We start from the raw sequence: 18,684 nt of genomic DNA, 5'->3' as shown, positions 1-18,684 counted from the left end.
GTCAATCAGGCGGTGTTTCGTGCAGGCGTTCAGGCGCCCAGTTCGCGGACCAGCGAGTCGCGGGTGATCTCGCTGATCGACTTGGCGCCGGTGAGCACCATGGCCACGCGCATTTCCTTCTCGAAAAGTTCGAGCAGGTTCTTCACCCCGGCCTCGCCATGTACGGCCAGCGCCCAGAGGAAGGCACGGCCGATCAGCACGGTGTCGGCGCCCATGGCGATCATGCGCACCACGTCGAGGCCGCTGCGGATGCCGGAGTCGGCGAGAATCTTCAGCTCGCCCTTGACCGCATCGGCAATCGCCGGCAGGGCGCGGGCGCTGGACAGCACGCCGTCGAGCTGGCGGCCGCCATGGTTGGACACGACGATGCCGTCGGCACCGAACTTGACCGCGTCACGGGCGTCGTCGGCATCGAGGATGCCCTTGATGATCATCGGGCCCTCCCAGAAGTCGCGGATCCACTCCAGGTCTTTCCAGGAGATCGACGGGTCGAAGTTGTTGCCCAGCCAGCCGATGTAGTCGGCAAGGCCGGTGGGGTTGCCACGGTATTTGGAGATGTTGCCGAGGTCGTGCGGGCGGCCCATCACGCCGACGTCCCAGGCCCACTCGGGGTGGGTCATGGCTTGCAGCACGCGGCGCATCGGGCCGTTGCGCCCGCTCATGCCGGAGTGGGCATCGCGGTAGCGGGCGCCGGGTACCGGCATGTCGACGGTGAACACCAGGGTCTTGACCCCGGCGGCCTTGGCCCGCTCCAGCGCATTGCGCATGAAGCCGCGGTCCTTGAGCACATACAGCTGGAACCACATTGGCCGGTTGATGGCGGGGGCCACTTCTTCGATCGGGCACACCGACACGGTCGACATGGTGAACGGGATGCCATGGGCTGCTGCGGCGCGTGCCGCCTGCACTTCGCCACGGCGGGCGTACATGCCGGTCAGGCCGACCGGGGCCAGGGCCACGGGCATGCTCAGGGTTTCGTCGAACAGCTGGGTTTCCAGGCTGAGCTCGGACATGTTCTTCAACACGCGCTGGCGCAGGGCGATGCTGGCCAGGTCCGAGACGTTGTGGCGCAGCGTGTGCTCGGCGTAGGCGCCGCCGTCGGCGTAGTGGAAGAGGAAGGGGGGCAGCTTGCGTTGGGCCGCGGCGCGATAGTCGGTAGAGGCGGAAATGATCATGGATTCTCGCAGCGTTGCTTGAGGGGAACGCCGGGCGCGCCTTGGCGCCCGGCCCCTTTCACTTTAGTGATGAACCAGCATGCCGGTCAGCCAGTAAGCCTGGACCAAGGTGATCAGGCCCACGATGGTGGCGAAGAACAGGCTGTGCTTGACGGTGAAGCGGAACAGGTCGGACTCCTTGCCCACCAGGCCGGTGGCGGCGCAGGCCACGGCAATGGATTGTGGCGAGATCATCTTGCCGGTCACGCCGCCGCTGGTGTTGGCGGCCACCAGCAGGGTGTCGTTGACCCCGATCTGGTGCGCGGTGGTGGCTTGCAGCGAGCTGAACAGGGCGTTGGACGAGGTGTCCGAGCCGGTCAGGAACACGCCCAGCCAACCGAGGAACGGCGAGAAGAACGGGAACGCGGCGCCGGTGCCGGCCAATACCAGGGCCATGGTCGAGGACATGCCCGAGTAGTTGGTGACGAAGGCGAAGGCCAGCACCATGCCGATCGACAGGATTGGCCAGCGCAGCTCCCAGAACGTCTCTTTAAAAGTGGTCAGACCAGTTTTGAAGTTGATCTTCAGCACTGCCATGGAGATCAGCGCCGAGAGGAAGATCGCGGTGCCGGTGGCGGAGATCGGGTCGAGCTTGAACACCGCTGGCATGGCGGTCGGCGCGGCAACGATCGGGGCGGTCTTGATCACCAGCTGGTCAAGGTGCGGGATGGCGAAGTTGAACACGAAGTTGTACATCGCACCGCCCGGCGCGAACGCGGCCTTGAACGGTTTCAGGGTCCAGATGGTGACCAGCACGGTGAGGATCAGGAACGGCGACCAGGCCTTGAAGATCTCGCCGAAGCTGTACGGGCTCGGCTGGCTGCCGCTTGATTGCACGACCGCGGCGCCGACGCTGCCTTTGGCTTGCGCGAACGAGCGCTTGGGCTGCCAGACTTTCAGGAACAGGGTCAGGCAGATCAGGCTGGCCAGGGCCGAGGTGATGTCGGGCAGCTCTGGGCCGATGAAGTTCGAGGTGAAGTACTGGGTCACGGCAAAGCTCAGGCCGGCGACCAGGGCTGCAGGCCAGGTCTCCTTCACGCCGCGCACGCCGTCCATCATGAACACCAGCCAGAACGGCACGAACAGCGACAGCAGCGGCAGCTGGCGGCCGGTCATGGCGCCGATGTGGAAGGCGTCGATGCCCGTCACCTGGCCGGCGACGATGATCGGGATGCCCAGCGCGCCGAAGGCGACCGGTGCGGTGTTGGCGATCAGGCACAGGCCGGCGGCGTACAGCGGGTTGAAGCCCAGGCCCACCAGCAAGGCGGCGGTGATGGCCACCGGTGCGCCGAAGCCGGCCGCGCCTTCCAGGAAGGCACCGAAGCAGAAGCCGATCAGCAGCACTTGCAGGCGCTGGTCGTCGGTGATCGACAGCACCGAGCTGCGGATGACTTCGAACTGGCCGCTCTTGACCGTGAGTTTGTACAGGAACACCGCGGCAACGATGATCCAGGCAATCGGCCAGAGGCCGTAGAGGAAGCCGTAACCCGCAGCGGCCAAGGCCATGTCGACAGGCATCTGGAAGGCGAAGATCGCCACCAGTATCGACAACCCGAGGGTGATGCTGCCGGCGACGTGGCCTTTGAGGCGGAACACGGCCAGGGCAAGGAAGAAGAACACGATAGGGATGACCGCCGCCAGTGCGGACAGGCCGAGACTACCAAGCGGGCTATAGAGTTGTTGCCAGGTTTGCATATGGGGTGGCCCCTAATTGTTGTTGGTCAGCACTGGCATTGGATAATTGGTAAGACCAATTTACAATGTCTGGGCGCTAGGTTAAAAGCGCTGTCGTGGGTGTGTCAATTTGTCCGACACAAAACTTTCGTCGCGTGCCGATGAGCGGGCGTCTGATGAGCTTGGAAAAACACCGGGTGATGGGTGTGTGTGCAGCGCGGATCGGCGAGAATAGGCGCCCCCCTGATATTTGCCGGGGGTTTGTGGAGAGCATGTGATGGTTTTTGATCAGGTCCGCCAACGGCGCCTGTCCGACGACATCGTCGATCGGTTGGAAGGGATGATTCTCGAAGGCACGCTGACCTCGGGCCAGCGGCTGCCGGCCGAGCGCGTTCTGGCCGAGCAGTTCGGTGTGTCGCGCCCGTCACTGCGTGAGGCCATCCAGAAACTGGTGGCCAAGGGGCTGCTGATCAGCCGCCAGGGCGGTGGCAATTACGTCGCCGAGTCACTGGGCTCGACGTTCAGCGACCCGCTGTTGCAGTTGCTGGAGCACAGCCCCGAGGCGCAGCGCGACCTGCTTGAGTTTCGCCATACCTTGGAGGCGTCCTGCGCGTATTACGCGGCCCAGCGCGCCACCGAGCCGGACCGTGCACGGCTGAAGGCGGCCTTCGACGCGCTGCAGGACTGCTATACCCGGGTTGACCAGGTGACGCGGGCAGAGGAAGGCGCAGCGGATGCGCGCTTTCACCTGGCGATTGCCGAGGCCAGCCATAACGCGGTCTTGCTGCATACCATCCGCGGCTTGTTCGACCTGCTCAAGCGCAACGTGGTGACCAACATCGGCGGCATGTACCAACAGCGGACCGAAACCCGGGACATGCTGATCAGTCAGCACCGGGAGCTGTACCTGGCGATTGTCGAGGGCAGGGCAGAGGAGGCGCGGGAGGTTTCCAGCCGGCACATTCTGTATGTGCAGGAGGTGCTGGAAGAGGCGCACGAAGAGGCGCAGCGCGTGGCGCGGGCAGAGCGACGCAGCGGACGTTAAGCGGCCAATGCTGATGTGCCTCTTGTAGGCGCGGCCTTGCGCCGCGAAAGGACTGCGTAGCAGTCCCCGGATTTGTGCGTCGCCGCTGATATCCGGGGGCCGCTTTGCGGCCCTTTCGCGACGCAAGGCCGCTCCTACAGCAAGCGCGCAAGGGCGGAATCTAGTCTTCCTTGCCCTTGTTCCGCACGGCACGCTGCAGCTCGCGGTTGGAATCGCGTTCGCGCACGGTGTCGCGCTTGTCGAATTCCTTCTTGCCCTTGCCAAGCGCGATCTCGCACTTGATCAGGTGCTTGCTCCAGTACAGCGCCAAGGCCACACAGGTGTAGCCCTTCTGCGCCACCGCCGCTTCCACACGCTCCAGCTCGCGCTTGTTCAGCAGCAGCTTGCGCGAGCGGATGGGGTCGGCGATGACGTGGGTGCTGGCCGTGGTCAGCGGGGTGATGTGGCTGCCGAACAGCCAGGCTTCGCCATCCTTGAGCAGCACGTAGCTGTCGGTCAGGTGCGCCTTGCCGGCCCGCAGGCTCTTTACTTCCCAACCGGACAGGACCAGCCCGGCCTCGAACTTGTGTTCGATGAAGTAATCGTGTCGCGCTTTCTTGTTTTGCGCGATGGTCCCGGTCGGATGTTTCTTTTGTTTAGCCATAGGGGCGGCATTATAGGCAACTCGATGCGTCGTCGGCTATGGGATTTCGGTGTGCTTGAGCCACCGCAATGAATACCGGACAATACAGGCCCTGTCGTAGGTACAGAACCTGTTTTCGGCACGCTGCGAAGCGCCGCCACCCAGCCTTGGAAGTGACGCCTGGATGACTACCCATATTCAACGCTCCGCCCTGCTGCCGTATCCCGCCCAGGCGCTCTATGATCTGGTCAATGACGTGGCCAGCTACCCGCAGTTCCTGCCGTGGTGCTCTGCCGCTACCGTGATCGAGGCCAGCGACACGCACATGCGGGCCAAGCTAGAAGTGGCCAAGGGCGGCATGAGCCAGCATTTCGTCACGCGCAATGTGCTGGTGCCGGGCCAATCCATCGAAATGAACCTGGAGGAGGGGCCGTTCTCCCAGCTGCATGGTGTGTGGGTGTTCAAGCCGTTGGGCGAGAAGGCCTGCAAAATCAGCCTGGACCTGTCCTTCGACTATGCCGGCCCCTTGGTGCGCGCCACATTGGGGCCGCTGTTCAATCAGGCTGCCAACACCCTGGTCGATGCCTTCTGCCAGCGTGCCAAGCAGCTGAATAGCTGAGTGCTGGCCGCAAACGAAAAAGCCCGGGCCTAGGCCCGGGCTTTTTAATGCCGCCCGCGTTTATTGCGGGGAGGTTTCCAGCGGTGCTGGCGTCGGGACCGGCGTGGCCTCGATGGTGTCGATTTCGCGCTGGATGGATTCTTCCACCGAACCCGGCTTGGCCGGTTTCTCTTCAGGCTGAGGCGTAGCCTGCTCTGGTTGAGCCGCAGGGCTGACAGTGGTGTCGCTGCTGCCACCGAGGATTTCCTGGTCGCGGCTCACCCCTGGCATGAAGTCGCCCGACAGGCTGACCAGTTGGTCGCCCTCGTTGAAGAAAATGCTCATGCGCTCTTGCTGGCGTTTTCCGCCACCAGGTTGCAGGCTGTAAAGGTAGTCCCAACGGTTGGTGTTGAACGTATCCTGAATCAGGGGGTTGCCCATGATAAACCTTACTTGCCGTCGGGTCATTCCCGGGCGTAATTGGTCTATCATGTCCTGCGTGACGACATTGCCCTGCTGGATGTCGATTTTGTAAACCCCGGGAAACGAGCAACCGGCGAGTGCGAGCAGTCCCACTAGGGTGAGGCTGGTTAGCAAGAGCTTGGTGTTTTGCATCGGTGGGCGACTTCCACTATCTTGGCTGGACAACGTAAACCCCGATCATACCCGTATTAAGAGAAGCTGCGAAGCAGCATCGGCGAGAAAGCTGACCATGGTTGAAAATAGCGAATTACGCAAAGCCGGTCTCAAGGTTACCCTGCCTCGAGTAAAGATCCTTCAGATGCTCGACTCTACCGAGCAGCGTCACATGAGTGCCGAGGATGTGTACAAGGCCTTGATGGAAGCTGGTGAGGACGTTGGCCTGGCCACCGTCTACCGCGTGCTGACCCAGTTCGAAGCGGCGGGTCTGGTGGTTCGCCACAACTTCGACGGCGGCCACGCAGTCTTCGAGCTGGCGGATGGCGGTCACCACGACCACATGGTCAACGTGGAAACCAGCGAAGTCATCGAGTTCATGGACGCTGAAATCGAGAAGCGTCAGCGCGAGATCGTGGCCGAGCATGGCTTCGAGCTGGTGGACCACAATCTGGTCCTGTATGTGCGTAAGAAAAAGTAACGATTTCGATCGTTATAAATAGCAAAGGCGACCTTCGGGTCGCCTTTGTGCTTTGTGCTGCAGGAAAATGCTGGGGGCACGGCTCACGCCTTGCCGCTGACCACCATCTTGCGCGCATGCGCCAGGGATTCCTTGGTGAGGTCGATGCCGCCGAGCATGCGCGCCACTTCCTCGACCCGTTCGCGTTTGCCCAGGCTGGCCACCGCCGTGTGGGTGGTGTCGCTGTGGCGCACCTTGTGCACGAACAGGTGGTGGTGCCCTTGCGCCGCAACCTGCGGCAAGTGGGTTACAGTCAGTACCTGGCCGCGCTCACCCAGCCGGCGCAGCAGTTGGCCGACGATTTCGGCGGTGGGGCCGCCGATGCCGACGTCCACTTCGTCGAAGACCAGGGTAGGGATGCGTGAGGTCTGCGCGGTAATCACCTGGATGGCCAGGCTGATGCGTGACAGCTCACCACCCGAGGCCACTTTCGCCAGGCCTTTGAGCGGTTGCCCCGGGTTGGCGCTTACCAGCAGTTCGATCTGCTCCAGGCCGTGGGGCGACAGGTCGTTGCCCTCGTTAGGGATCAGTTCGATACAGAAACGCCCGCCCGGCATGCCCAGGCGCTGGACCTCCAGTTCCACGGCCACCGCCAGTTGCTGGGCGGCCTGCTGGCGCAAGGCGCTCAGTTCGCGCGCCCGTTCCTTGTAATGCTGGGCATAGGCCGCCAGTTCTTCGCCCAGGCGCTCGATCGACTCGTCGCTGGCGTTCAGGCCTTCCAGCTCTTCCATCAACCGTTGCTGCAGGTGGGGCAGTTCGGTGGGGTGCACGCGGTGCTTGCGGGCCAGGGTATAGATAGTGTCGAGGCGTTCTTCCAGGGCCTGCAGGCGCATTGGGTCGGCGTCGAAGTGATCGAGGAAGCGGTTGAGCTCGCCCACGGCTTCTTCGACCTGAATCTGCGCACTGGCGATCAGGTTGGCGGCCTCGCCCAAGGCTTTCGGTGAGTTGCTGGCGGCGCCCAGCCGGTTGAGGCTGGCGGTGAGGGCGCTGAGCACATTGCCCGAGTCGCTCTCGCTGCACTGGTCGATGACCTGGCGACAGATGCCGAACAGGGCCTCGGCATTGGTAAGGTTCTTGTGTTCCTGCTCCAGCTGCTCCAGCTCGTTTTCGCCCAGGCCGAGGTTGTCCAGCTCTTCCAGCTGATAGCTGAGCAGCTGGTGGCGGGCGCGCTGCTCGTCACCTGAATTGGACAGGCGCTCCAGCTCCAGGCGGGTCTGGTTCCAGCGTTTGGCAGCCAGTTGCACCTGGCGGGCCAAGTCGATGGCGCCGGCGTACTCGTCCAGCAGGCGCCGATGGGTGTCGGTCTTGAGTAGCGACTGGTGCTCGTGCTGGCTGTGGATGTCGATCAACAGCTCGCCGAGCGACTTCAAGTCGCCCAGCGGGCAGGGCGTGCCATTGATGTAGCCGCGGCTGCGGCCTTCGGCGGTGATCACCCGGCGTAGGATGCACGGGCCGTCGTTGTCCAGGTCGCGCTCGGCAAGCCAGGTGCGCGCTTCGGGGATATCTGCCAGGTCGAAGGTGGCGAGGATGTCTGCCTTGTCTGCGCCGGGGCGCACCACGCCGCTGTCTGCACGGTCGCCGAGGGCCAGGCCGAGGGCGTCGAGCATGATCGATTTGCCTGCGCCGGTTTCGCCGGTGATGACGGACATGCCGCGGGCAAGTTCGAGGTCAAGGTGCTCGACGATGGCGTAGTTGTGAATGGACAGGTGCAGCAGCATGGGGGCGGCTCCCGAAGGTTCAGGTCTGGTTATTTATACAGTACTTTTTTCTACCCTGACAATGCCCGCTCGCACATTCTCATCCGCCCGGGAAAACCATGTTGCCCCTTGAAGCTGGTTTTTCCGGCCCCATATAGCCGACAACAAAGGCGAGCCTGGCTCGCAATCCAGAAATCTGCGCAGGAGAGACCCAATGGCTGACGAACAGCTGAATGAGAAAGACCTTAACGTCGAAGAGACTGGTGCAGCAGATGTCGGCGCCCGTGTTCTGGAGCTCGAGGAACAGCTGGCCGCCGCCAAGGATCAGTCGCTGCGCGCCGTTGCCGACTTGCAGAACGTGCGCCGTCGCGCCGAGCAGGATGTCGAGAAGGCGCACAAGTTCGCCTTGGAAAAATTCGCTGGCGACCTGCTGCCGGTGATCGACAGCCTGGAGCGCGGCCTGGAACTGTCCAATGCCGACGACGAAAGCATCAAGCCGATGCGTGAAGGCATCGAGCTGACCCTGAAGATGTTCCACGATACCCTCAAGCGCTACAACCTCGAGGCTGTCGACCCGCACGGCGAACCGTTCAATGCCGAGCACCACCAGGCCATGGCCATGGAAGAAAGTGCCGAGGTCGAGCCTAACAGCGTGCTCAAGGTGTTCCAGAAAGGCTACCTGCTCAACGGCCGCCTGCTGCGCCCCGCCATGGTGGTGGTCAGCAAGGCGCCGAGCGCCGCTCAGCCTTCGATCAATGAAAAGGCTTGAAATCTGTCGGGGCAACCCCATCTAGGTGTCAAGCCTTCAAGTATTACCGCAGTTGGCCAAAGTAGTCGCTGCTAACCAAATTCAAGTTTCGGGAGAGTTAACATGGGTAAAATCATCGGTATCGACCTGGGGACCACCAACTCGTGCGTCTCCATCCTGGAAAACGGTAACGTCAAGGTCATCGAAAACGCCGAAGGTGCGCGTACTACCCCTTCGATCGTGGCCTATGCCAACGATGGCGAAATCCTGGTAGGCCAGTCTGCCAAGCGTCAGGCTGTCACCAACCCGCACAACACCCTGTTCGCCGTGAAGCGCCTGATTGGCCGTCGCTTCGAAGAGCAAGTGGTGCAAAAAGACATCGAGCTGGTGCCGTACAAAATCGCCAAGGCCGACAACGGTGACGCCTGGGTCGAAGTCAACGGCCAGAAAATGGCGCCGCCGCAAATCAGCGCCGAAGTCCTGAAAAAGATGAAGAAGACCGCCGAAGACTACCTCGGCGAGCCTGTCACCGAAGCGGTCATCACCGTGCCGGCCTACTTCAACGACAGCCAGCGTCAGGCCACCAAAGACGCCGGCCGCATCGCGGGCCTGGACGTAAAGCGCATCATCAACGAACCGACCGCTGCGGCACTGGCCTATGGCATGGACAAAGCCAAGGGCGACCACACTGTCATCGTTTATGACCTGGGTGGCGGTACCTTCGACGTTTCGGTCATCGAAATCGCCGAAGTCGACGGTGAGCACCAGTTTGAAGTACTGGCTACCAACGGCGACACCTTCCTGGGTGGCGAAGACTTCGACATGCTGCTGATTGACTACCTCGTCGAGGAGTTCAAGAAAGAGTCCGGCATGAACCTGAAGGGCGACCCGCTGGCCATGCAGCGCCTGAAAGAAGCCGCTGAAAAGGCCAAGATCGAGCTGTCGTCCGCGCAGCAGACCGACGTCAACCTGCCGTACATCACTGCAGATGCCACCGGTCCTAAGCACTTGAACGTGAAAATCTCCCGCGCCAAGCTGGAGTCGCTGGTTGAAGGCCTGGTGCAGCGCACCATCGAGCCTTGCCGCATCGCGCTGAAAGATGCCGGCATCGACGCCAGCAAGATCGACGACGTGATCCTGGTCGGCGGCCAGACCCGTATGCCGCTGGTACAGAAAACCGTTGCCGACTTCTTCGGCAAGGAAGCCCGCAAGGACGTCAACCCGGACGAAGCCGTCGCCATGGGCGCCGCTATCCAGGGTGCTGTTCTGGCCGGTGACGTGAAAGACGTACTGCTGCTGGACGTCAGCCCGCTGACCCTGGGTATCGAAACCATGGGTGGCGTGATGACTGCGCTGATCGAGAAGAACACCACCATCCCGACCAAGAAGTCGCAGGTGTTCTCGACTGCCGACGACAACCAGAGCGCCGTGACCATTCACGTGCTGCAAGGTGAGCGTAAGCAGGCTTCGAGCAACAAGTCGCTGGGCAAGTTCGACCTGGCCGAGATCCCGCCAGCACCACGCGGTGTTCCACAGATCGAAGTGACCTTCGACATCGACGCCAACGGCATCCTGCACGTCGGCGCGAAAGACAAGGCCACCGGCAAGACCCAGTCGATCGTGATCAAGGCCAACTCCGGCCTGTCCGATGACGAAATCGAGCGCATGGTGCGTGACGCCGAGGCCAACGCCGAGGAAGACCGCAAGTTCGAAGAGCTGGCCGCTGCCCGTAACCAGGGTGATGCACTGGTTCACTCGACCCGCAAGATGGTCGCTGATGCAGGTGACAAGGTCACCGCTGAAGAGAAAACCGCCATCGAAGCGGCAGTCGTTGCCCTGGAAGCCGCTGTCAAAGGCGACGACAAGGCCGCGATCGAAGCCAAGGTCGAAGAGCTGTCCAAGGTCTCCGCGCCAGTGGCTCAGAAGATGTACGCCGAGCAGCAAGCCGAACAGCCTCAGGGCGGCGCGCAGCAGGCCGAACCGGAAGCCAAGCACGATGACGTGGTTGACGCCGAGTTCGAAGAAGTAAAAGGCGACGACAAGAAGTAATTTTTGCATGTTGTCGGCCAGCTCACCGCCGTTTGGCGGTGAGCTGGTAGGATGTCGCCGCGCGGGGGCTTGCTCCCGCGTTGGTGTGTCTGGAATACGCGAATTTTTACAGCATCTGTCAGGACGCATTCGCGCGGCAGGTGCTTACGGCACAGCGCCCATGCGCCTATGCGCAGCGCTCTGTCGAACGCCCTCAAGAGTGCAAATGACCTATGGCAAAGCGTGATTATTATGAGGTCCTGGGTGTCGAGCGTGGCGCCAACGAAGGTGATCTCAAAAAGGCCTATCGCCGCTTGGCGATGAAGTACCACCCCGACCGCAACCCGGGCGACAAGGAGTCGGAAGAGCAGTTCAAGGAGGCCAACGAGGCCTACGAAGTGCTGTCCGATGCCAGCAAGCGCGCGGCCTATGACCAGTATGGTCACGCCGGCGTCGACCCTAGCATGGGTGGCGGTGGTGCCGGCTTCGGTGGTGCCAACTTCTCCGACATCTTCGGCGATGTGTTCAGTGATTTCTTCGGTGGCGGCCGTGGCGGCTCGCGCGGTGGCGCCCAGCGTGGCAGCGACCTGCGTTACACCCTGGAGCTGAACCTGGAAGAAGCGGTGCGTGGCACCACGGTCAGTATCCGCGTTCCTACCCTGGTCAACTGCAACCCTTGTGATGGTTCCGGCGCGAAGAAGGGCTCGACCCCGTCGACCTGCCCGACCTGCGGCGGTATCGGCCAGGTGCGCATGCAGCAAGGCTTCTTCTCGGTGCAGCAGACCTGCCCGCGCTGCCATGGCCAGGGCAAGATCATCACCGACCCTTGCGGCGCGTGCCACGGCGAAGGCCGTGTCGAGGAATACAAGACGCTGTCGGTCAAGGTGCCGGCCGGTGTCGATACCGGTGACCGCATTCGCCTGTCGGGCGAGGGCGAGGCCGGTACCCATGGTGGCCCGACTGGCGACCTGTACGTGGTCATCAACGTGCGTGAGCACGAGATCTTCCAGCGCGATGGCAAGCACCTGTACTGCGAAGTGCCAATCAGCTACACCGACGCTGCCCTGGGTGGCGAGCTGGAAGTGCCGACCCTCGATGGCCGGGTGAAGCTGAAGATCCCGGAAGGCACCCAGACCGGCAAGCAGTTCCGTCTGCGCGGCAAAGGTGTGGCACCGGTTCGCGGTGGTGGGGCAGGTGACCTGCTGTGCCGCGTGGCGGTGGAAACCCCGGTCAACCTCAGCCGTCGCCAGCGCGAGCTGCTCGAAGAGCTGCGTGATTCGCTGGAAGGCGACAGCTCCCATTCGCCCAAGGCCAATGGCTGGTTCGATGGCGTGAAGCGCTTCTTCGGCGATCTCTGACAAGGAACAGGTTATGCGACGTATTGCGGTAATGGGCGCGGCAGGGCGGATGGGCAAGACCCTTGTCGAAGCTGTGCAGCACCAAGCGCCTCAGGCGGGTTTGACGGCGGCGATCGATCGCCCTGACAGCAGCCTGGTAGGGGCTGATGCAGGGGAGTTGGCGGCCTTGGGTCGTATTGGCGTGCCGATCTCCGACGACTTGGTCAAGGTTGTGGACGAGTTCGACGTGCTGATCGACTTCACGCACCCTTCAGTGACCCTGAAGAACCTCGCGTTCTGCCGCAAGGCGGGCAAGGCCATGGTCATTGGCACTACTGGCTTTACGCCGGAAGAGAAAGCGTTGCTGGTCGAAGCGGGCAAGGATATCCCGATCGTCTTTGCCGCCAACTTCAGCGTTGGCGTCAACCTGTGCCTGAAGCTGCTGGACACCGCAGCGCGCGTGCTGGGCGACGAGGTCGACATCGAGATCCTCGAGGCGCACCACCGGCACAAGGTCGATGCGCCGTCGGGTACTGCGCTGCGCATGGGTGAAGTGGTGGCTCAGGCGTTGGGGCGTGACCTGAAGGAAGTGGCCGTGTATGGCCGCGAAGGCCAGACCGGTGCGCGTGATCGCCAGACCATCGGCTTCGCTACCGTGCGTGCCGGTGACGTGGTGGGTGACCACACCGTGCTGTTCGCTGCCGAAGGCGAGCGGGTGGAGATCACCCACAAGGCCTCGAGCCGCATGACCTTCGCCAAGGGTGCGGTGCGTGCTGCGCTGTGGCTGGATGGGCGTGAGCCGGGGCTGTACGACATGCAGGACGTGCTGGGGCTGCACTGATCTGTGTGGGAGCGGCCTGGTGTCGTAAGAGGGTCGCAGAGCGGGCCCGGGGGGGTAGCGGCGCGGCTGGAATCCCGGGACTGCTGCGCAGTCCTTTCGCGACGCAAGGCCGCTCCTACAGGTTTCCAATGCCAGCGAGGTCAGCCTGTCGCAATCATGTGTTTTAGAGACACATATACGGTAGACCGAAAACGCACTTTTCTGTAAGCTACAGCTTTAGTGTGTCCACTAAAAGCGCGCAGCGAATTGAATTCAGCACATGAAAGCGGGGTGACGTGTCCATACGTCACTCCGCTTTTTTGCAACCTGCGATCGCCCTTTCATGCTTGATTTACGGGAGGTCTTCTTGACAAAGCCAGCCATACTCGCCCTTGCCGACGGCAGTATTTTTCGCGGTGAAGCCATCGGTGCCGACGGTCAGACCGTTGGTGAGGTGGTGTTCAACACCGCTATGACCGGCTACCAGGAAATCCTTACAGACCCTTCCTACGCCCAGCAAATCGTTACCCTGACCTATCCGCACATCGGCAACACCGGTACCACCCCGGAAGACGCCGAGTCGAACCGTGTCTGGTCTGCCGGCCTGGTCATCCGTGACCTGCCGCTGCTGGCCAGCAACTGGCGTAACACCCAGTCGCTGCCTGACTACCTCAAGGCCAACAACGTCGTTGCCATCGCCGGCATCGACACCCGTCGCCTGACCCGTATCCTGCGTGAAAAGGGTGCGCAGAACGGCTGCATCCTCGCCGGTGACAACATCAGCGAAGAAGCCGCCATCGCCGCTGCCCGCGCCTTCCCGGGCCTCAAGGGCATGGACCTGGCCAAGGTCGTTTCCACCAAAGAGCGTTACGAGTGGCGCTCCAGCGTGTGGGAACTGAAAACCGACAGCCACCCGACCCTGGAAGCTTCCGAGCTGCCTTACCACGTGGTCGCCTTCGACTACGGCGTCAAGCTGAACATCCTGCGCATGCTGGTTGCTCGTGGCTGCCGCGTGACCGTGGTGCCTGCCCAGACCCCGGCCAGCGAAGTGCTCGCACTCAACCCTGATGGCGTGTTCCTGTCCAACGGCCCTGGTGATCCGGAGCCTTGCGACTACGCCATCCAGGCCATCAAGGAAGTCCTTGAAACCGAGATCCCGGTATTCGGTATCTGCCTCGGCCACCAACTGCTGGCCCTGGCCTCCGGCGCCAAGACCGTCAAGATGGGCCACGGCCACCACGGTGCCAACCACCCGGTCCAGGACCTGGACACCGGCGTGGTCATGATCACCAGCCAGAACCACGGTTTCGCCGTTGACGAAGCCACGCTGCCGGGCAACGTCCGCGCCATCCACAAGTCGCTGTTCGACGGTACCCTGCAGGGCATCGAGCGCACCGACAAGAGCGCGTTCAGCTTCCAGGGCCACCCTGAAGCGAGCCCAGGCCCGACTGACGTCGCGCCACTGTTCGATCGTTTCATCGATGCCATGGCCAAGCGCCGCTGAGCATCCTGCATCAAGGCCCCGGGCCGGCTCGCGCCGCGCCCGGAAGCGCCTGACCCAGATTGTTCAAGACGGCTTGCCGACTGACCCGCGGATTTGAGTGACAACCATGCCAAAACGTACAGACATCAAAAGCATCCTGATTCTCGGCGCTGGCCCGATCGTGATCGGCCAGGCCTGTGAATTCGACTACTCCGGCGCCCAGGCTTGCAAAGCCCTGCGCGAGGAAGGCTATCGCGTCATCCTGGTGAACTCCAACCCGGCCACCATCATGACCGACCCGGCCATGGCCGACGCCACCTACATCGAGCCGATCAAATGGCAGTCGGTGGCCAAGATCATCGAGCAGGAGCGCCCTGACGCCGTCCTGCCGACCATGGGCGGCCAAACCGCACTGAACTGCGCCCTGGACCTGGAGCGCCACGGCGTTCTGGAAAAGTTCGGCGTAGAGATGATCGGCGCCAACGCCGACACCATCGACAAGGCAGAAGACCGTTCGCGCTTCGACAAGGCGATGAAAGACATCGGCCTGGAATGCCCGCGTTCCGGTATCGCCCACAGCATGGAGGAGGCCAATGCGGTCCTCGAGAAGCTCGGCTTCCCATGCATCATCCGTCCGTCCTTCACCATGGGCGGCACCGGTGGTGGTATCGCCTACAACCGTGAAGAGTTCGAAGAAATCTGCGCCCGTGGTCTGGACTTGTCGCCGACCAAAGAGCTGCTGATCGACGAATCGCTGATCGGCTGGAAGGAATACGAGATGGAGGTGGTCCGCGACAAGAAGGACAACTGCATCATCGTCTGCTCGATCGAGAACTTCGACCCGATGGGCGTGCACACCGGCGACTCGATCACCGTTGCCCCAGCACAGACCCTGACCGACAAGGAATACCAGATCATGCGCAACGCCTCGCTGGCGGTGCTGCGTGAAATCGGTGTCGAAACCGGCGGTTCCAACGTGCAGTTCGGTATCTGCCCAGACACCGGCCGCATGGTCGTGATCGAGATGAACCCGCGTGTATCGCGTTCGTCGGCCCTGGCTTCCAAGGCCACCGGCTTCCCGATCGCCAAGATCGCCGCCAAGCTGGCTGTCGGCTACACCCTCGATGAGCTGCAGAACGACATCACCGGCGGCCGTACCCCGGCGTCGTTTGAACCGTCGATCGACTACGTCGTCACCAAGCTGCCACGTTTCGCCTTCGAGAAATTCCCGAAAGCCGACGCCCGTCTGACCACCCAGATGAAATCCGTGGGTGAAGTCATGGCCATCGGCCGTACCTTCCAGGAATCCCTGCAGAAAGCCCTGCGCGGCCTGGAAGTCGGTGTTTGCGGTCTGGACCCGAAAGTTGACCTGGCCAGCGCCGAAGCGGCCAGCATCCTCAAGCGCGAGCTGACCGTGCCGGGCGCCGAGCGTATCTGGTATGTGGCCGACGCCATGCGTTCGGGCATGACCTGCGAAGAGATCTTCGCCCTGACCGGCATCGACATGTGGTTCCTGGTTCAGATGGAAGACCTGATCAAGGAAGAAGAGAAGGTCAAGACCCTGGCCCTGTCGGCCATCGATAAAGGCATGATGCTGCGCCTCAAGCGCAAAGGCTTCTCGGACCAGCGCCTGGCTGTGCTGCTCGGCATTACCGACAAGAACCTGCGTCGTCACCGTCACAAGCTGGAAGTGTTCCCGGTCTACAAGCGCGTCGACACCTGCGCTGCCGAGTTCGCCACCGACACCGCCTACCTGTATTCGACCTACGAGGAAGAGTGCGAGGCCAACCCGTCGACCCGCGACAAGATCATGATCCTGGGTGGCGGCCCTAACCGTATCGGCCAAGGCATCGAGTTCGACTACTGCTGCGTGCACGCGGCCCTGGCGCTGCGTGAAGACGGTTACGAGACCATCATGGTCAACTGCAACCCGGAAACCGTCTCCACCGACTACGACACCTCCGACCGTCTGTACTTCGAGCCGCTGACCCTGGAAGACGTGCTGGAAGTCTGCCGTGTCGAGAAGCCGAAGGGCGTGATCGTTCACTACGGCGGCCAGACCCCGCTGAAACTGGCACGCGCCCTGGAAGAAGCCGGCGTACCGATCATCGGTACCAGCCCGGACGCCATCGACCGCGCCGAAGACCGCGAGCGCTTCCAGCAGATGGTTCAGCGCCTGAACCTGCTGCAGCCGCCAAACGCGACCGTGCGCAGCGAAGACGAGGCCATCCGTGCCGCTGGCGGTATCGGTTACCCACTGGTCGTGCGCCCGTCGTACGTACTGGGTGGCCGCGCCATGGAGATCGTCTACGAGCTGGACGAGCTCAAGCGCTACCTGCGTGAAGCCGTGCAGGTGTCCAACGACAGCCCGGTGCTGCTCGACCACTTCCTCAACTGCGCCATCGAGATGGACGTGGATGCGGTCTGCGACGGCACCGACGTGGTGATCGGCGCGATCATGCAGCACATCGAACAGGCCGGCGTTCACTCCGGTGACTCGGCGTGCTCGCTGCCACCGTACTCGCTGCCGGCTCACGTGCAGGACGAAGTCCGCGAACAGGTCAAGAAAATGGCCCTGGAGCTGGGCGTTGTCGGCCTGATGAACGTTCAGCTGGCCCTGCAGGGCGACAAGATCTACGTGATCGAAGTCAACCCGCGCGCTTCGCGTACCGTGCCGTTCGTCTCCAAGTGCATCGGCACCTCGCTGGCCATGATTGCCGCCCGCGTGATGGCGGGTAAAACCCTGAAAGAGATCGGTTTCACCAAAGAAATCATCCCGAACTTCTACAGCGTCAAGGAAGCCGTCTTCCCGTTCGCCAAGTTCCCAGGGGTTGACCCGATCCTCGGCCCTGAGATGAAATCGACCGGTGAAGTCATGGGCGTCGGTGACAGCTTCGGTGAAGCGTTCGCCAAGGCTCAGATGGGTGCCAGCGAAGTGCTGCCAACCGGCGGTACCGCGTTCATCAGCGTGCGTGACGATGACAAGCCACAAGTGGCTGGCGTTGCCCGCGACCTGATCGCCCTGGGCTTCGAAGTGGTTGCCACTGCCGGCACCGCCAAGGTTATCGAGGCGGCAGGCCTGAAAGTGCGCCGTGTGAACAAAGTGACCGAAGGTCGCCCGCACGTGGTCGACATGATCAAGAACGACGAAGTGTCGCTGATCATCAACACCACCGAAGGCCGTCAGTCGATCGCTGATTCCTACTCGATTCGTCGCAATGCGCTGCAGCACAAGATTTACTGCACCACCACCATTGCGGCCGGTGAAGCCATCTGCGAAGCGCTGAAGTTTGGTCCCGAGAAGACCGTTCGTCGCTTGCAGGATCTGCATGCAGGACTCAAAGCATGAGCATTACCAAATACCCGATGACCGTCCAGGGCGCTCGCGCCCTGGAAGAGGAGCACCTGTTCCTGAGCAAGACCGAGCGCCCGCGCCTGAGCCAGGCTATCGGTGAAGCACGCGAGCTGGGTGACCTCAAGGAAAACGCCGAATACCATGCCGCCCGTGAAGAGCAGGGCATGGTCGAGGCGCGTATCCGCGATATCGAAGGCCGCCTGCAGAACTCGGTGGTGATCGATGTGACCTCTATCCCGCACACCGGCAAGGTCATTTTCGGCACTACCGTCGAGCTGGCCAATACCGAAACCGACGAGCGCGTGAAGTACCAGATCGTGGGTGAAGACGAAGCCAACATCAAGCTGGGCAAGCTGTCGGCAGGCGCGCCGATTGCCCGTGCCATCATCGGCAAGGAAGAAGGTGATATCGTCGTCATCAAGACGCCAAGTGGCACGGTCGAGTACGAGATTGTCGAAGTCCAGCACATCTGACCGGCGCCTGCGGGCGCCATCCCTTGAAGGGATCCTCTGGCAGCTGGCCCAGGTTTTCTGGGTCGGCGGCTTGTGGGTGTTTCATGTGGGGCTGGTGCCCGCGCTCAAGGTCAGTGGCCTGGCGCCCCTGCTGGTGCAGGATATTGCCGGGCAGATCGACCGCTGGTTGATTGGCGTGGCCTTGCTTGGCTTGTTGACCCAGCTGGCGGTATTGGCGAGGGTGGATGGCCTGGCGGCCTGGTGGCGACAGTTCCGTGGCCAGATGCTGTTGCTCGGCTTTGGTGCCTGCGTGGGGTATTACACCTTGCGCTACGGTATATCCGTGGGCGAGCGCTGGCAGATGTTCTGTTTCCTGGTGCTGGGTTTTTCCGGCATCGTACTGGTGGCCCAGCCAGTACCGGTCAGGGCGCGCAAGGCGCGCCACTGATCGGAGC

At 62.3% G+C, this 18,684-nt stretch carries 16 protein-coding genes; 11 read left to right on the top strand and 5 right to left on the bottom strand.

Translation table 11 applies throughout. The features are described 5' to 3' along the window. Nucleotides 1-29 precede the first annotated feature (29 nt). On the bottom strand, nt 30-1,175 hold the full coding sequence (gene lldD / locus HU770_RS22445) for an FMN-dependent L-lactate dehydrogenase LldD (protein WP_033701621.1): 1,146 nt from the start codon (nt 1,173-1,175) through the stop codon (nt 30-32). Between the two features lie 63 nt (nt 1,176-1,238). Continuing rightward, complete coding sequence (locus HU770_RS22440; protein ID WP_033701618.1) at nt 1,239-2,909, bottom strand: lactate permease LctP family transporter; 1,671 nt, start codon at nt 2,907-2,909, stop codon at nt 1,239-1,241. A gap of 256 nt (nt 2,910-3,165) precedes the next feature. Between HU770_RS22440 and HU770_RS22435 the strand changes: the two genes are divergently transcribed. Continuing rightward, a complete protein-coding gene (locus tag HU770_RS22435; RefSeq protein ID WP_047583811.1) occupies nt 3,166-3,933 on the top strand; it encodes an FCD domain-containing protein in 768 nt (255 codons plus the stop codon). 160 nt (nt 3,934-4,093) lie between these two features. Here HU770_RS22435 and smpB read toward each other — a convergent pair whose 3' ends face one another. Then, nucleotides 4,094-4,576, bottom strand: a complete 483-nt coding sequence (smpB, locus tag HU770_RS22430; RefSeq protein WP_012312633.1) for an SsrA-binding protein SmpB — start codon at nt 4,574-4,576, stop codon at nt 4,094-4,096. 163 nt (nt 4,577-4,739) lie between these two features. Here smpB and HU770_RS22425 point away from each other — a divergent pair, with 163 nt between their 5' ends. Beyond that, complete coding sequence (locus HU770_RS22425) at nt 4,740-5,174, top strand: type II toxin-antitoxin system RatA family toxin (protein ID WP_033701615.1); 435 nt, start codon at nt 4,740-4,742, stop codon at nt 5,172-5,174. A gap of 60 nt (nt 5,175-5,234) precedes the next feature. On the opposite strand, the gene bamE is transcribed toward HU770_RS22425, so the two are convergent. Next, nucleotides 5,235-5,768, bottom strand: coding sequence for an outer membrane protein assembly factor BamE (gene bamE / locus HU770_RS22420; RefSeq protein WP_033701613.1), 534 nt, complete (start codon nt 5,766-5,768; stop codon nt 5,235-5,237). Between the two features lie 97 nt (nt 5,769-5,865). Between bamE and fur the strand changes: the two genes are divergently transcribed. After that, on the top strand, nt 5,866-6,270 hold the full coding sequence (gene fur / locus HU770_RS22415; RefSeq protein ID WP_019470441.1) for a ferric iron uptake transcriptional regulator: 405 nt from the start codon (nt 5,866-5,868) through the stop codon (nt 6,268-6,270). A gap of 83 nt (nt 6,271-6,353) precedes the next feature. Here fur and recN read toward each other — a convergent pair whose 3' ends face one another. Beyond that, nucleotides 6,354-8,027 carry a DNA repair protein RecN gene (recN, locus tag HU770_RS22410; protein ID WP_033701611.1) on the bottom strand — a complete coding sequence of 558 codons (1,674 nt, stop codon included), beginning with the start codon at nt 8,025-8,027 and terminating at the stop codon, nt 6,354-6,356. Between the two features lie 193 nt (nt 8,028-8,220). Between recN and grpE the strand changes: the two genes are divergently transcribed. From grpE to HU770_RS22370, 8 genes are all read left to right on the top strand, one after another. After that, nucleotides 8,221-8,775: a nucleotide exchange factor GrpE gene (gene grpE / locus HU770_RS22405; RefSeq protein ID WP_033701610.1), complete on the top strand. Its 555-nt coding sequence runs from the start codon at nt 8,221-8,223 to the stop codon at nt 8,773-8,775. Nucleotides 8,776-8,877: 102 nt separating this feature from the next. Next, nucleotides 8,878-10,803 (top strand): molecular chaperone DnaK, encoded by a 1,926-nt coding sequence (dnaK, locus tag HU770_RS22400; protein WP_033701608.1) that lies wholly within the window; start codon nt 8,878-8,880, stop codon nt 10,801-10,803. Between the two features lie 212 nt (nt 10,804-11,015). Then, complete coding sequence (gene dnaJ, locus HU770_RS22395; protein WP_033701606.1) at nt 11,016-12,140, top strand: molecular chaperone DnaJ; 1,125 nt, start codon at nt 11,016-11,018, stop codon at nt 12,138-12,140. Nucleotides 12,141-12,153: 13 nt separating this feature from the next. Continuing rightward, a complete protein-coding gene (gene dapB / locus HU770_RS22390; protein WP_047583812.1) occupies nt 12,154-12,960 on the top strand; it encodes a 4-hydroxy-tetrahydrodipicolinate reductase in 807 nt (268 codons plus the stop codon). A 346-nt stretch (nt 12,961-13,306) separates the two neighbouring features. After that, entirely contained in the window at nt 13,307-14,443 is a 1,137-nt protein-coding gene (gene carA / locus HU770_RS22385; protein WP_033701601.1) for a glutamine-hydrolyzing carbamoyl-phosphate synthase small subunit, read from the top strand. 106 nt (nt 14,444-14,549) lie between these two features. Beyond that, nucleotides 14,550-17,771, top strand: a complete 3,222-nt coding sequence (gene carB / locus HU770_RS22380; protein WP_033701599.1) for a carbamoyl-phosphate synthase large subunit — start codon at nt 14,550-14,552, stop codon at nt 17,769-17,771. Beyond that, nucleotides 17,768-18,250 carry a transcription elongation factor GreA gene (greA, locus tag HU770_RS22375; RefSeq protein ID WP_077068663.1) on the top strand — a complete coding sequence of 161 codons (483 nt, stop codon included), beginning with the start codon at nt 17,768-17,770 and terminating at the stop codon, nt 18,248-18,250. The genes carB and greA overlap by 4 nt, the downstream gene beginning before the upstream one ends. Next, the gene (locus HU770_RS22370; protein WP_081874760.1) at nt 18,228-18,677 is read left to right on the top strand and encodes an MFS transporter; all 450 of its coding nucleotides are present in this window, start codon (nt 18,228-18,230) and stop codon (nt 18,675-18,677) included. Before greA ends, HU770_RS22370 begins: the two co-directional genes overlap by 23 nt. The last annotated feature ends 7 nt before the right edge of the window (nt 18,678-18,684 follow it).

The sequence above is a fragment of the Pseudomonas sp. SWRI68 genome, assembly GCF_014269165.1.
In the GTDB taxonomy this organism is placed as follows: domain Bacteria; phylum Pseudomonadota; class Gammaproteobacteria; order Pseudomonadales; family Pseudomonadaceae; genus Aquipseudomonas; species Aquipseudomonas capeferrum.
Note: the sequence above shows the minus strand (reverse complement) of the source record. Positions and strands in the feature narration are given on the sequence as shown.

What these genes read in the sequence shown, in the direction of transcription:
- dnaJ (WP_033701606.1), top strand. Translation starts at nt 11,016, where the DNA reads ATGGCAAAGCGTGATTATTATGAGGTCCTGGGTGTCGAGCGTGGCGCC.
- dapB (WP_047583812.1), top strand. Translation starts at nt 12,154, where the DNA reads ATGCGACGTATTGCGGTAATGGGCGCGGCAGGGCGGATGGGCAAGACC.
- fur (WP_019470441.1), top strand. Translation starts at nt 5,866, where the DNA reads ATGGTTGAAAATAGCGAATTACGCAAAGCCGGTCTCAAGGTTACCCTG.
- HU770_RS22435 (WP_047583811.1), top strand. Translation starts at nt 3,166, where the DNA reads ATGGTTTTTGATCAGGTCCGCCAACGGCGCCTGTCCGACGACATCGTC.
- HU770_RS22425 (WP_033701615.1), top strand. Translation starts at nt 4,740, where the DNA reads ATGACTACCCATATTCAACGCTCCGCCCTGCTGCCGTATCCCGCCCAG.
- carB (WP_033701599.1), top strand. Translation starts at nt 14,550, where the DNA reads ATGCCAAAACGTACAGACATCAAAAGCATCCTGATTCTCGGCGCTGGC.
- recN (WP_033701611.1), bottom strand. Translation starts at nt 8,027, where the DNA reads ATGCTGCTGCACCTGTCCATTCACAACTACGCCATCGTCGAGCACCTT.
- dnaK (WP_033701608.1), top strand. Translation starts at nt 8,878, where the DNA reads ATGGGTAAAATCATCGGTATCGACCTGGGGACCACCAACTCGTGCGTC.
- bamE (WP_033701613.1), bottom strand. Translation starts at nt 5,768, where the DNA reads ATGCAAAACACCAAGCTCTTGCTAACCAGCCTCACCCTAGTGGGACTG.
- smpB (WP_012312633.1), bottom strand. Translation starts at nt 4,576, where the DNA reads ATGGCTAAACAAAAGAAACATCCGACCGGGACCATCGCGCAAAACAAG.
- lldD (WP_033701621.1), bottom strand. Translation starts at nt 1,175, where the DNA reads ATGATCATTTCCGCCTCTACCGACTATCGCGCCGCGGCCCAACGCAAG.
- greA (WP_077068663.1), top strand. Translation starts at nt 17,768, where the DNA reads ATGAGCATTACCAAATACCCGATGACCGTCCAGGGCGCTCGCGCCCTG.
- grpE (WP_033701610.1), top strand. Translation starts at nt 8,221, where the DNA reads ATGGCTGACGAACAGCTGAATGAGAAAGACCTTAACGTCGAAGAGACT.
- HU770_RS22440 (WP_033701618.1), bottom strand. Translation starts at nt 2,909, where the DNA reads ATGCAAACCTGGCAACAACTCTATAGCCCGCTTGGTAGTCTCGGCCTG.